We start from the raw sequence: 12880 nt of genomic DNA, 5'->3' as shown, positions 1-12880 counted from the left end.
CGGTACATTACGCAGGTGGCGCGGCCGGGGCCGTTCATACCGCCAGCCGGACGGTCTCGGGGGCGGCGGGCGCGCGGTGGATCACGCCGTCGTCGAGCAGCGGCCGCAGCGCCTCGACCGCGACCGGGCGGCTGAAATAATAGCCCTGCACGTTGCGGCAGCCGGCGCTGAGCAGGAAGGCGAGCTGCTCCGGGGTCTCGACGCCCTCGGCGATGGCGTCCATGCCGAGTTCGCGCGCCAGCACGAGGGCGGCGCGCACGATCGCGGCGTCGCCGGATTCGATCGCCACCTCGGTCATGAATTGCTGCGGGATCTTCAGCCGGTTGACCCGGTAGGTACGAAGGTATTCCAGCGACGAATAGCCGGTGCCGAAATCGTCGATCGCCACGCTGATGCCGAGCTCGCGCACCCGTCGGATGGTGTCGCTGTTGGCTTTGGTGGATTCTAGCAGCGCGAATTCGGTGAGCTCGATCTCGATCAGCGCGGGATCGACGTCGTAGCGCGCCAGCGTCTCGCGCAATTGCTGATCGAGCGGGGCGGCGCCTTTGAACTGCGCCGCCGAGATGTTGACGGCGACCCGCGGCGGATCGATGCCCTCGGCCTGCCAGCGCTTGATCTGCCGGCAGGCTTCCTCCAGCACGAAGCGGCCGATCCCGACGATCGCCCCGGTGGTCTCGGCGATCGGGATGAAGGCGCCGGGATACAGCAGGCCGCGGCGCGGGTGATTCCAGCGCACCAAGGCTTCGAGGCCGTTGATGCGGCCGGACGGCACCTCGACCTGCGGCTGGTAGTGCAGCGTCAATTCGCCGTTGCGCAGCGCCGCCTGCAATTCGTCGTTGACCCGGACCCGCTCGCGCACCGCGCGGTCGAGCTCGGCGCAATGGAACACGTAGCCGTTGCGGCCCTCGCTCTTGGCGCGGTACAGCGCCAGGTCGGCCTCGATCATCATCGCCTCGGCCGAGGCGGTGTCCGGCCCGTACACCGAAATGCCGAGGCTGGCGGAGATGTGCGCCTCGTTGCCGTCGAGGTCGTAGCGCTCGCCGAGCCCCTCGATCAGCCGGCCGGCGATGGCGGCGACGGTGTCGCGGTCGGCGACGCCGGCGAGCAGGACGGCGAATTCGTCGCCGCCGAGCCGGGCGATCAGGTCGGTCGCCTTCAGCATCCCGGAGAGCCGCCGCGCCGCGATCTGCAAAAGCCGGTCGCCGATCGGATGGCCGAGCGTGTCGTTGACGTCCTTGAAATGATCGAGGTCGAGGCAGATCACCGCGAAGCGGCCGTCGTCACGCCGCGCGTCGGCGAAGCTCGCCGACAATTGCCCGAGGAAGCTCGCGCGGTTGGCGAGCCCGGTCATGGCGTCGAGGCTGGCGAGCTTGGTGACCTTGGCGCTTTCGCGCTGCAGCTCCGCGGTGGCGCCGCGCAGGCTGGTGGTGAGAAATTCCAGCCGCAGCGTCCGCTGCAGCGAGCGCAGCAGATAGCTGACGATCGCCGCGGTCAGCATCAGGCCGGCGATCAGCACCGCCAGCGCCATCCAGTTCGAACTGGCGATGGCGCCTTCGCCGGCCGGGGCGAACAGCGCGTCCCAGTGCTGGTCGGCGATCTTGATGGTGCCGGTGGTGTGCAGCCCGGCGCGCATCGCGGCCTCGTCCGGCGCCGCCGCCGGCGTGGTGCGGGTGTGCGACGGATGCCACAGGATGTTGCGGCCGGCGCCGGTCTCGTCGGGATCGAACAGATAGACGTCGAGGCCGGGCGGCAGCGGCTTGGCGCGCAGGATGCCCTCGATCATCGGCGCGATGTCGAAGATGGCGCACAGGTATCCCAAGGGAGGCCGCGCCGTCTCCGGCTGCGGCGCATTCTTGTCATAGACCGGCATGAACACGATGAAGCCGCCGGGCTCCGGCTTGGTCAGCATGTCGAGCGGCGGCGTCGCCGCCATCCGCCCCGAGGCCCGCGCCCGCGCGATCGCCGCGGCGCGGAGCGGCCGCGACATCATGTCGAAGCCGAGCACCTGCCTGGTGTATTCCTCGGCATACAGCACCGGGAAATACTCGTCGCGCTGCGGCGCGCGGACCCGGTTGCCGGCCGCGTCGCGCTGCCAGATCTCGAAATCCGGAAAGCCGTGGTCGCTGACGAACTGCTCGAACCGCTCGCGCTGTGCGCGGTCGACGCGCGGCATCCAGCCGGCGTTGCGCAGCCCGCTCACGCGCCCGCGCAGATCGCGGGCGAAGGTCTGGAATTCGTGGCGGCTGACCGTGTCGCTGTTGTCGAAATAAGCCCGCAGCGGGTACAGCACGTCGGTGGCGCGTTCCAGATCCGAGTTCAGCACCTGCAGGTAGTTGCCGGCGATCTCGCGCAGCTTGAGATCGGCGATCCGCTGTTCCCATCGCGAGATCGCCACGAAGGCGGCGATCGACACCAGCGTGCCGACCAGGGCGGCGAGCACGGTCACCAGATAGCGGCGGGCGCTGGCGCCGACAGCGAGATTTTGCGACATGTTCACGGCAATGGTCCGAGGCGGGAATTGCGACGTTGCGGTTGCCATCGCGGGCGCGATTGCGGATAACGAGTGTGGAGGCCAAGTTCCCAACAAAAGCTCTCCAAAGCCCCTTTGCCGAGCGTGTTCTGCGGTCAGGCCGAACGATCACTTAAGAAAACCGCGCAACCCGTCTGGATTGTTTTAATCATCGGGCGGCGAGCCGACGCGGCGGGGGGGCACGACTTGCAATCGACGGTTGCAGAGGCTAATTGCTGATGGCGGCGCGGATCGCACGGCCTGCGGCCCCGCGGCGCCAAACCATCAAAATGCCATGTCCAGAGGCTGTGATCGTGGCCAGTATCAACTCAGTTCGGCGGCAAAATGAAAATGCATAAACCCGGTGGCGCGATGTGGACGTTTGGATTGGGAGTTCGACGGCTGGTAGCGGTCGGTGCCGCATTGGCGGTTCTGGTCGGCTCCGCCATGGCGGCCGGCCCGGAACCCAGCGCGGTCGGGCTGTGGCAGCGCAGCGAGGACGGCAAGCCGGTGGTCTGGCTGTTGATGCTCGACCGCGGCAACGGGATGTATGAGGGCGTGGTGGCGAAGACCTTCGCGAAGCCCGGCGCGCCCGCCAACGCGATCTGCGACGAATGCGAGGACGACCGCAAGGACGCGCCGATCCTCGGCATTTCGCTGATCCGCGACATGAAGCGCAAGGGGCTGGAATATCTCGGCGGCAACATCCTCGACCCGCGCAACGGCGACATCTGGAAGGCGCAGCTCAAGGTCAGCCCGGACGGCCAGGCGCTGACGCTGCGCGGCTATCTGATGACGCCGATGCTGGGCAAGGACGAGACCTGGCAGCGGCTGCCCGACACCGCGGTGTCGCAGCTCGACCCGGCGATCGTCGCCAAGTTCCTGCCGGCCCAGGCCGCGCAGGCCACTCCGGCGGCGACCACCGCGGCTGCAGCCGGCGCGCCGAAGGCGCCAGCGCCCGCCAAGCCGAAGGCCGCCCCGGCTCCGGCTCCGGCGGCGAAATGAGGGCTTGAGGTCGTCGTTGTGAGGAGCTCTTGCGACGAAGCAATCCAGGGCTACGCGTGAGGCCCCTGGATTGCTTCGCTGTTCGGCCGGCGCTGCGCCGGCCTCGGCTCGCAATGACGTTCACTGTTAGTGCATTTTCGGTTGCCGTCATTCCGGGCCACGAGCAGCTTCAGCTGCGCGTGAGCCCGGAATCCATGACCCCTGCAGGGGTCATGGATTCCGGACTTGCTCGGGCTTGCTCGTTGTTGCGAACTCGCAATCCGAATGACGACGGATTCTGGTTGCGCCGCTCAGACCACGCCGCCATTGGCGCGGAGGATCTGGCCGTTGATCCAGCCGCCGTCCGGCCCGACCAGCAAGGCGACGACGCCGGCGATGTCGTCGACCTCGCCGAGACGGCCGAGCGGGTTCATCTGGGTGATGCGATCGAGCGTCGCCTGATCCTTGCCTGACAGAAACAGCTCGGTGGCGACCGGCCCCGGCGCCACCGCGTTGACGGTGATGCCGCGGGGTCCCAGCTCCTTGGCGAGGATATGCGTCAGCGCCTCGACCGCCGCCTTGCTGGCGGCATAGACGCCGTAGCCCGGCTGGTACAGCCCGACCACGCTCGACGAAAAATTGACGATGCGGCCGCCGTCGCGCAGCCGCTTCGCCGCCTCGCGCAGGCCGTTGAAGGTGCCTTTGAGGTTGACCGCGATGGTCTGGTCGAAGCTCGCGTCGTCGGCTTGCGCGAGCGGCGCCAGGTTCATGATGCCGGCATTGTTGACCAGCACGTCGACGCCGCCATAGGCGGCCTCGGCGGCATCGAACATCCGCCGCACCGCCTGCGGATCGCCGACGTCGGCCTGGCAGGAGATGGCGCGACCGCCCGACCGCTCGATCTCGTCGACCAGCCTGGCGGCGGCGTCGGCGCTGCCGGCATAATTGACGATCACGGTGAGGCCGTCGTGCGCCAGCCGCCGCGCGATCGCGGCGCCGATGCCGCGCGACGCTCCGGTGACGATCGCAACCCTGTTGGTTGGTGTCATTGTCGCTGCTCCTTTGTGTGTGGCTGCCGGCTCAAACCTGGGCTGAGGAATAAATCTGGCCGCCAACAGATACAGTCGTCATTCCGGATTGCGAGTCGTCGAGTCGGACGCAAAAGCAGCCGCCACATCAGCGGTTTTGTCATTGCGAGCCGAGGCCGGCGCGCAGCGCTGGCCGAAGTGCGAAGCAATCCAGGGGCCTCATGTGTGGCCCTGGATTGCTTCGTCGCAAGAGCTCCTCACAATGACGCGTTGAACGACTGATTCCATCGATAGCTTTTTCGGAGACTCTAGAACGAGCGAGCCCGGAATCCATATCCTCTGCAGGGGCTAGGGATTCCGGGCTGGCTCGCAGCTAAAGCTGCTCGCGGCCCGGAATGACCACGGCAAGTGGGGTGATGCTTCGGACTGAACTGAACCCGACCGAAAACCCCGCTCCAAAACCCCTCTACCCCGCGACCACGCAATTGCGGCCGGCGCGTTTGGCGGCGTAGAGCGCGGTGTCGACGCGGCGCATGAAGGCGTCGCGGCTCTCCGCCTTGGCCATCGTGGCGACGCCGAAGCTGGCGGTGGGGCGGATCGGCATCGAGGCGATCGACAAGGCCTGCAGCGCGGCGCGGATCCGTTCCGCGGTCAGCAGCGCTTCCTTGAGCCTGGTGTGCGGCAGCAGCACGACGAATTCCTCGCCGCCGATCCGCGCCGCGACTTCGGTGGCGCGGGTCTGCGCGCGTAGCAGCGCGCCGAACGCCGCCAGCACCTTGTCGCCGACGTCGTGGCCGTAGCTGTCGTTGATGCTCTTGAAGTGATCGAGGTCGGCCATGAAGGCGCTGAGCGGCTCGCCGGTGCGCTCGAAGCGCTTGATCTCGGTGGCGAGCTCCTGCTCCAGCCGGCGGTGATTGCCGACCCCGGTCAGCGAGTCGGTCAGCGTCAGGGCGAGGATCTCGGCCTCGCGCTGCTGCAGCTTGATATTGGTCTGCGCCAGCTCGAACTGCGCCTCGGCGTAGTCGCGGTTGAGTTCGAGCATCTTGGCATTGAGCCGCTCCAGCTCGTCGATGTCGTATTCGGCCAAGACCTGCAGCACGCGGTCGCGGTGCCAGACCCGGCCGCGCAGCGTCCGCGTCGCCGCCATCGGATCGCCCATGGTCAACAGGCCGTGGTGGATCTCGCCGTCGGCGTCGGGCACGACGCGCAGCAGCGCGGCGAACGTCGGTTGGACGAAAGCGCGCGCCACCGAGGCGTTGGCCGGCTGTTGCGCGGGCAGCCGGGCGACGCGCAGGAAGCCGGCATTGGCTTCGATCAGCGTGCCGTCGTCAGCCAGCGTCGCTGCCACCACGGCGGAGAGCTGCTTCAGTTCGGGCGTGATCCACGACACCGGCTGTCCTTATCGTTGACGAGGCGTTCGGCCGCCGCGACGGCGTGCTGCGCGTCGGCGCCGGAGCCGTCCGCGCCGACCATATTGACCAGCCAGTCGAAGTGATTGATCGCCATCCCGCCGATCAGCACCGGCGGCCGCGCCGCTCCGAAACGCTGGTTGATCTGCACGATAGCATCCTTGACCGCGCCGATCTGCTGGGTAAACGACACCGCGAGCCCGACAATGTGCGGAGACCAGCCTGCGATCTGCTCGATCAGCGCGCCGGTCGGCACGTCGGCGCCGAGATATTGCACCTCCCAGCCGGAGAGCTGGAACGCGTCCGCAACCATGCGCAGCCCGACGCTGTGCTGGTTGCCGGCGACGCAGGCCAACAGCACGCGCTTGCCGTTCAGCGCCGGCGGTTTGGCGCGCAGCAGCGCCACGGTCATGATCGAATGCACGATCGCGGTGGCGAGATGTTCCTGCGCGACGCTGACTTCGTTGGCCTGCCAGGCCTCGCCGATGCCGTACAGCGCCGGCTGGATCAGTTCGAGTTCGACATCGGTCAGCTTGCGGCCGTGGTCGAGACAGCGATTGACGATCGCCAGCGCGGTGCGTTGATCGCCGTCGAGCAACGCAGCCTGAAACGCCGCGACCTCGACGTTCGGCTTAGACGGCGCGACCGCGCTCGCCGGATCGCTGGTGGCGATGAAATCGTCGCGCGCCGCCAGCAGCGCCGCGTTCACCACCTCGGCGTCGCTGCAATCCATCCGCGCGGAGAAATACTCCGCGAGCCACTGCAGCGATTGTTCCAGGCTGTCGGGCGGCACATTGCGGGCGGTCAGCACGCTATCGAGCCAGTGCAGATACTTCGTCATCGGTGCCAATGTTCCGAATTGCAGCACCGGCTTCAGGAATTCCAGATGATGGATCAGATATTCGCGGCACTCGTCCTGGCGCTGGAACTGATTGGGAATAGGACGCGAGTCGGGAAAGAACCGCTCGGTGACGGTCCTTGCAGCATCGAATTCAAGGCTTTGAAACTGCCGCAGCGCGGCCGGTCCCAGCGTCTTCAGTTCAGCCTGCATGGCTCGCTCCTTGAGTCCGGCCGTCGGAAACACCTATTGGCCGGAATCGCATTGCGGTTCCGGGTGGCGCCCTGTCGTGTCTCGTGCGTTCCTGCAGTTCCTTGCGCGGCCGGTTTTGTTGTTCCGTCCTGCGCGTCGCAACTGATCCGCCGTCGTGCGGTGCCGCTGAGCGTGAGTAATGCACGCGGTCGGCCGGCGGAAGCGTCGAACGTGGTCATAATGTCGGCGGGTTAACATAGTTTGGGCGAGGCGCTTAAGATTATAGCTGCGCCGCGGCCGCGCGAATTGCTACGCACCTGCAACCCGGCGTCAGCGCTCCGAACGATTCTCCGGAGCCGCGTTCGGCGGCGGCAACGGCTCTTGCACCACCTCGGCGGGATCGGCGGCGTCGAGATGCAGCACGCTGGCTGCGGCCGGCAGCGCCGCGTCCGCCATCGCGGCGTGGCCTTCGGCGGAGGGATGCACCGCGCCGCCATACACCGCCGAGACGATGCCCCAGGTGGCGTCGTGGATGTCCGCTGGCTGGATCGCCGCCGGCAGCCCCTGCGGATAGGTCATCGCGGCGAAATAGCTGTCATTGGCGTCGCGGATCCAGCGCGCCCGCGGCAGATAGGGGCGGTAATTGCTGGCGCCGAAGCCGCACGACATCGGCTGCGACGCCGCCGAAACGATATCGGGATCGAAGCTGTCGCCCTTCGGCAAGAAGCACTGCCGATCGAATTCCGGATCGCTCGTGGCGCGGGCGCAGAAGCCGTGATTGGCGAACACCTGCTGATGCGAATCCACGAAGGTCATCTGGTCGGCGGCGGGATCGCGGCACAGCACGCCGCCGCGGCATAGCGCCAGATTCTTCAGTTGCGGCAAAAATTCCTGCTGCACGAAGCCGGCGACGGCGGCGAGCCGCGCCGGATCGGCGTTGAACGACGGATGAATGTCGAAGCCGCCGCGGCCGCCGGGGCAGGGCGCGTCATTGTCGAGTGCCGGATTGGCGTAGGCGGTGTAGACCACGCGCGCCAGCTCGCCGCCGACCAACGGCTTCAAGGCTTCGCGCAGCTTGGCGAAGGATTGCGGCAGCTCGCGCGCCAGCGCCGCGCGGGATTCGTCCACCGAGCCGATCACCCCGGAGCGGCGAAACAGCGTGCGCTCGGTGGAATTGTCGACGATGACGTCGGCGACCAGACCGGAGAAGTTGATGTCGTTGGCGCCGATCGACAGCAGCAGCAGATCAAGGCCGCGGCCGGGCTGCCGCTTCTTCGCAGCGCTCAGCGCCTCGCGCAATTCGGCGAGCTGGGCGGCGACGTTGCTCTGGCAGCTGGCGCCGGATTTGCCCGGCAGGCATTCGCGGGCGCGCTGGCTGCCGAACAGCCCGTCGGGGATGGTGGCGCCGGTGCAGGCCAGCGGCAGATAGGTCACCGCGATGTGCGGATAGCGCGCGGCGAGCCCGATCGCGGTGCGGGTCTGGTAGGAATACAGCGAGCGGTGGCAGGCCGCATTGAACCACAGCGCGCTCTGCCGCTGCCACACCTGCAGCGTTTCCGGCGCCTCGCAGGCCCGGCCGCCTTTGTAGCCGGCGCGGCTCGGCCGGTAGAACTGGCCGGGGCCGCCGAGATAGGAGCGGAAGCAGAAGCCGTCGTCGGAGAGGTTGATCGGGCGGTCCGGATTGCCTTCGCCCGACGCGATGGAATCCCCCAGCCCGGCGATCAGGATGTCGCGCACCAACACTTGGCCGGTGACGTGCTGCGCCGGATCGGCGCCGCTCGACACATCGACGCTGACCGCGGTCGGGCGGCCGTAGCGGGCGCGGAAATTGATCGGCTCGACGCAGTCCTGGGTCGAGGTGCGCGGCGGGCCTTCGCCTTCGTCGAACGACCAGGCGCAGGTGGCGCCGACCGGGATCGCGCCGGACAGCCGCACCGTCACCGGATGCTCGGTCGGCGTCAGATAGCTTTCCTTGACGTTGTCGCGGGTGCAGGGCTCGCTGACCCGGCCGGCGAGGTCGATGCACAGCCGGTTGACGGTGTTGCGGGCCCAGCCGCGGCCGTCGCTCTGTACGCCCAGCGCCTGCTCGGAGGCGAGCACGCTGCCGGCGCGCAGGGTTTCGACGTGGCCGAGGAAATCGCGCTCCTCGCGGAACAGCCGGAATCGGTTGCGCACCTCCCAGCTGATCTGCAGCCCGCCAGCGCCGGCCAGCGGCGCCGGCTGGGCCAGCGGCGCCGGCTGGGCGGCCAGCGGTTGGGCGGCGGACAGCGCCAGCCCGATCAGGATCAGGCCGAGCTTGATGGGGTGACGCAGCGCAATATTTTCGGTCATGGCGCCTTCAACGCCACGGATGGGGCGAAAGTATGGGACATGCGGCGGGAGGCCTGCACGCCGCCGCCTCAGCCCTTGGAGTGCCGTTTGGCGGCCTGCGTCGGCTGCACCGGCGGCGGTAGCCGTTTCGGGATGCCGGGGCGCTGCGCGATCGCGGCGATCGGCGGATGGCCGTGGCCATTGAGCCGTCGCGCCCGCCACGGCTGCACCACATTGAGCCACAATTCGCGGGTGCCCATGATGGTGATCGAGATTCCGAACGGGATCACGAAATACAGCAGCCGGAAGATCACCAGCGTGGCGACCAGTTCCTCGCGGGCGAATTGCGGCAGTGCCAGCAGCATCGCGGCGTCGAACACCCCGAGGCTGCCCGGCGCGTGGCTGGCGAAGCCGAGCAGGGTGGCGAGGATGAACACCACCGCCAGCGAGACGAAATCGATCCCCGGCTGCGCCGGCATCAGAAGATACATCGCCAGCGCGCAGAAGCCGAGATCGACCACGCCGATCAGCACCTGCAGCAGCGTCAGCTTGGCCGACGGCAGCACCACCTTCCAGCCGTTCTGGCCGAGTTCGCGGCGCCGCTTGCCCATCGCGATCCAGGTCAGATAGCCGGCGATGCCGGCGAGGCAGCCGAGCCCGATCAGCCGGTTGACGGATTCCGGCAACAGATCCATCGAGCTCGCCGCCGCCGGATGCCAGGCCATGCCGATGCCGAGCACGAACAGATTGCCGAGCCAGAACGTCAGTCCGGAGATGAAGCAGATCTTGGCGACGTCGATCGCGGTGAGGCCGTAGTCGGAATAGATCCGGAACCGGATCGCGCCGCCGGTGAACACCGTGGCGCCGATGTTGTGGCCGATGGTGTAGGAGGTGAAGCCGGTCAGCGCGGCGATGCGATAGGGGATGTGGCGCTTGCCGATGGTTCGCAGCGCGAAGAAATCATAAAACGTCAGCGTGCAGAACGCGCCGATCACGCACAACGCCGCGAGTGCGATCTGACCGGAGGATTTCGCGGTCAACGCAACAAGTATGACGCCGCTGTCGACGCCCTTCAGCGTCTTGACCAGCGAGTGGATCGCGAAACCGATGATGAGGAGACTTGCAACGATCCCGAGCCGCTTCCAGCCCACTCGCTCCTTGAAACCACGCCGCAGCGCGGTCAACACTCGATGCATTCATCCTCCGGGCGGGGCAACGCGTTGAACGCCGATCGAGGTGAAAACAGGCGAGCGGCTGCCAAACAACACATACGCGCAATTCCTTAAGGCAAAAACGGCTCGCTGCGCAATCGGCGCCGCCGAAACGACGCCGCCTATCCATGCGAGCGTCACCAGCAAATGCCCTTGATATAGCGCAAACCATATCGGCAATGCGACACGCGAACGCGGCGTTTCGCCGCTTCCACCATATAGGGGCGTCGTCGCCGGCGCCATCGGCGCGGTCCCGGTCGATTTGGTCGCAGCAGGGAACGGAGCCCAGCCTCGCCGGTTAACACAGGTCTCCACAACGAACATCCAGCGGGAACGCACATGCTGCGGATGTTGCAACCATGAGGAACCGCGAGATGGGACTTTTTACCAAAGACATCAAGACCATGGATGACCTGTTCGTGCATCAGCTGCAGGACATCTATTACGCCGAGAAACAGCTCGTGAAGGCGATTCCGAAGATGGCCGACAAGGCCACCGACGCGACCCTGAAGCAGGGCTTCATGACCCATCTCGCCGAGACCAAAGTTCACGTGCAGCGCCTGGAACAGGTGTTCGAAATGCACGGCGCCGCGGTGAAGGCGGTGGATTGTCCCGCGATCGACGGCATCATCGAAGAAGCCGAGGAAGTGGCCGGCGAGGTCGACGACAAGTCGGTGCTCGACGCCGCATTGATCAACGCCGCGCAGGCCGTCGAGCACTACGAGATCACCCGCTACGGCAGCCTGGTCGCCTGGGCCAAGCAGCTCGGCCGCAACGATTGCGCCGCGGTGCTGCAGAAGACCCTCGACGAGGAAAAGGCCACCGACAAGAAGCTGACCACCTTGGCCGAGAGCAAGATCAACCTGCGCGCCGCCGGCTGATTTTCTGAGCCGGGCGTTTTGCGCAAACCCCGTCGCGCCGCGCTGGACAGCCCAGCGCGGCGTTTTGCTGCGTGCACGGCTCTCAGGCTTTGCTGAGCGCGAAGTGCACGCCGCAGAACGCCATCACCGCGCCGAGGCCGAGTGCCGCGAGCCCCGCCAGCACGCCGTTGACGGTCGGGATCGCACTCGGCTCCGAGGCGGCCTGGCCCGCCGCCGCCAGCACCAGCACGCCGACCGCGATCAGGAACTGGCGCATCCTGGGCGGGATCTCGCCCGACACCGCGCTGTGCATCAGCACCGCGGTGAAGTAACCGCCGGCGAAACCCGCGGTGGCGATCAGCCACCACGCCAGCGCGGCGCCGGCCGGCATGAAGTCGTTGATGTCGGAGCGCCACAGCCCGGAGAGGTCGAGCCCGAAGCGCTGGCCGATCATGTGCAGCGCCAGCGCCAGCAACACACCGGAAATCAGCGCCGCGGCGAAGATCAGCCGGCGCGGGAAGTAAGCGGTCTCGGGCATCGAGGTCTCGCGCTCTGGGTCTCGCGCCGCGCCTGCCGCGCGGCAAGATGCGGGCTTGTCGGACGGCTGCGGTTGTAGGACAAAGCCGCGGGCCAGGCAACGCGGCGCGACGGGGAGGGGCTCGTGTCCCGGGCAAGGAGCCGCGCGCTTCGCGCGGCTCCGCAGAACCGGGACCGTTACGAACAAGGCCGTGGTCCGTAACGGCCCCGGCTCTCGGCGCACCACGTCGCAAGCGACGTGATGCGCTCTCGTCCGGGGCACGGTGTTGGTTATGGTCTGCTATTCGATCGAGGAAACCCTGTGACCCAACCGGCAGCCGCCACGCCAGCCACGCCCGGCACGCGCTACGCCTACCGCGCCTCGCTGATCGGCGGCGGCCAGAGTTTCGAACTCGCCGACGACGGCCTGGTGTGGAGCATCGGCGGCAAGTCGGGGCTGTGGCGCTACGACACCATCGCCAGCGTGCGGCTGAGCTATCGGCCGGTGTCGATGCAGTCGCGGCGGTTTCGCGCCGACATCGAATATGGCAGCGGCGAGCGGATCCGCATCCTGTCGACCTCGTGGCAGACCGTGGCGCTGATGGCGCCGCAGGACGTCGACTACCGCGCCTTCGTCACGCTGCTGCACCAGCGGATGCAACAGGCCGGCAGCCGCGCCGCGCTGATCGGCGGCTTGAAGCCGTGGATCTACAACATCGGCCTGGTGGTGCTCGCGCTGCTCGGCGTGGCGATGGCCGGCCTGTTGGCGCGCGCGGTGGCGACCGGCGAATGGGCCGGCATCGTCTTCATCCTCGGCTTCGCCGCGTTGTTCGGCTGGCAGATCGGCGGCTTCATCCGCCGCAACAAGCCGCGCAACTACACGTTCGAGGATTTGCCGAAGGAGCTGATACCGTAATGGCCGTTGCCCCGGGGGCATTCGACGACTGCGCTGATGCGCTTGAATAGTCCCGGGCCGTCATCCCGGGCATGAGCAGCGAAGCTGCGAGTGAACCCGGGATCCAG

The 12880-nt window shown here is 67.4% G+C and carries 10 protein-coding genes; 3 read left to right on the top strand and 7 right to left on the bottom strand.

Going from position 1 to position 12880, the window contains the following annotated elements; genetic code table 11:
• Nucleotides 1-34: 34 nt before the first annotated feature.
• Nucleotides 35-2491: a bifunctional diguanylate cyclase/phosphodiesterase gene (locus HNR60_RS11465; RefSeq protein WP_246432913.1), complete on the bottom strand. Its 2457-nt coding sequence runs from the start codon at nt 2489-2491 to the stop codon at nt 35-37.
• Between the two features lie 369 nt (nt 2492-2860).
• Here HNR60_RS11465 and HNR60_RS11460 point away from each other — a divergent pair, with 369 nt between their 5' ends.
• Nucleotides 2861-3514, top strand: coding sequence for a DUF2147 domain-containing protein (locus tag HNR60_RS11460; RefSeq protein WP_430694917.1), 654 nt, complete (start codon nt 2861-2863; stop codon nt 3512-3514).
• A 290-nt stretch (nt 3515-3804) separates the two neighbouring features.
• On the opposite strand, the gene HNR60_RS11455 is transcribed toward HNR60_RS11460, so the two are convergent.
• The 5 genes from HNR60_RS11455 to HNR60_RS11435 all read right to left on the bottom strand — a co-directional run bounded on the left by HNR60_RS11455 (nt 3805) and on the right by HNR60_RS11435 (nt 10466).
• Nucleotides 3805-4542 (bottom strand): SDR family oxidoreductase, encoded by a 738-nt coding sequence (locus tag HNR60_RS11455; RefSeq protein WP_184257508.1) that lies wholly within the window; start codon nt 4540-4542, stop codon nt 3805-3807.
• Nucleotides 4543-4987: 445 nt separating this feature from the next.
• On the bottom strand, nt 4988-5911 hold the full coding sequence (locus HNR60_RS11450) for a diguanylate cyclase (protein WP_184257506.1): 924 nt from the start codon (nt 5909-5911) through the stop codon (nt 4988-4990).
• Entirely contained in the window at nt 5887-6981 is a 1095-nt protein-coding gene (locus HNR60_RS11445; RefSeq protein ID WP_184257504.1) for a cobalamin B12-binding domain-containing protein, read from the bottom strand. Before HNR60_RS11445 ends, HNR60_RS11450 begins: the two co-directional genes overlap by 25 nt.
• Nucleotides 6982-7290: 309 nt before the next feature.
• Nucleotides 7291-9291: an SGNH/GDSL hydrolase family protein gene (locus HNR60_RS11440; protein ID WP_184257502.1), complete on the bottom strand. Its 2001-nt coding sequence runs from the start codon at nt 9289-9291 to the stop codon at nt 7291-7293.
• Between the two features lie 68 nt (nt 9292-9359).
• On the bottom strand, nt 9360-10466 hold the full coding sequence (locus tag HNR60_RS11435) for a lysylphosphatidylglycerol synthase transmembrane domain-containing protein (RefSeq protein ID WP_184257500.1): 1107 nt from the start codon (nt 10464-10466) through the stop codon (nt 9360-9362).
• Between the two features lie 389 nt (nt 10467-10855).
• Between HNR60_RS11435 and HNR60_RS11430 the strand changes: the two genes are divergently transcribed.
• Nucleotides 10856-11362 (top strand): YciE/YciF ferroxidase family protein, encoded by a 507-nt coding sequence (locus HNR60_RS11430; RefSeq protein ID WP_184257498.1) that lies wholly within the window; start codon nt 10856-10858, stop codon nt 11360-11362.
• An 82-nt stretch (nt 11363-11444) separates the two neighbouring features.
• Here HNR60_RS11430 and HNR60_RS11425 read toward each other — a convergent pair whose 3' ends face one another.
• A complete protein-coding gene (locus tag HNR60_RS11425) occupies nt 11445-11879 on the bottom strand; it encodes a hypothetical protein (RefSeq protein WP_184257496.1) in 435 nt (144 codons plus the stop codon).
• Between the two features lie 300 nt (nt 11880-12179).
• On the opposite strand from HNR60_RS11425, the gene HNR60_RS11420 reads away from it, so the two are divergent.
• Nucleotides 12180-12773, top strand: a complete 594-nt coding sequence (locus tag HNR60_RS11420) for a hypothetical protein (RefSeq protein ID WP_184257494.1) — start codon at nt 12180-12182, stop codon at nt 12771-12773.
• The last annotated feature ends 107 nt before the right edge of the window (nt 12774-12880 follow it).

This window comes from Rhodopseudomonas rhenobacensis, assembly GCF_014203125.1.
Taxonomy (GTDB): Bacteria; Pseudomonadota; Alphaproteobacteria; order Rhizobiales; family Xanthobacteraceae; genus Rhodopseudomonas_A; species Rhodopseudomonas_A rhenobacensis.
This window is presented reverse-complemented; position numbering and strand designations above follow the sequence as displayed.

Bases quoted from the DNA above. Each gene is read 5' to 3' on its own strand.
- HNR60_RS11465 (WP_246432913.1), bottom strand. From the start codon at position 2,491: ATGTCGCAAAATCTCGCTGTCGGCGCCAGCGCCCGCCGCTATCTGGTG.
- HNR60_RS11460 (WP_430694917.1), top strand. From the start codon at position 2,861: ATGCATAAACCCGGTGGCGCGATGTGGACGTTTGGATTGGGAGTTCGA.
- HNR60_RS11455 (WP_184257508.1), bottom strand. From the start codon at position 4,542: ATGACACCAACCAACAGGGTTGCGATCGTCACCGGAGCGTCGCGCGGC.
- HNR60_RS11445 (WP_184257504.1), bottom strand. From the start codon at position 6,981: ATGCAGGCTGAACTGAAGACGCTGGGACCGGCCGCGCTGCGGCAGTTT.
- HNR60_RS11440 (WP_184257502.1), bottom strand. From the start codon at position 9,291: ATGACCGAAAATATTGCGCTGCGTCACCCCATCAAGCTCGGCCTGATC.
- HNR60_RS11435 (WP_184257500.1), bottom strand. From the start codon at position 10,466: ATGCATCGAGTGTTGACCGCGCTGCGGCGTGGTTTCAAGGAGCGAGTG.
- HNR60_RS11430 (WP_184257498.1), top strand. From the start codon at position 10,856: ATGGGACTTTTTACCAAAGACATCAAGACCATGGATGACCTGTTCGTG.
- HNR60_RS11425 (WP_184257496.1), bottom strand. From the start codon at position 11,879: ATGCCCGAGACCGCTTACTTCCCGCGCCGGCTGATCTTCGCCGCGGCG.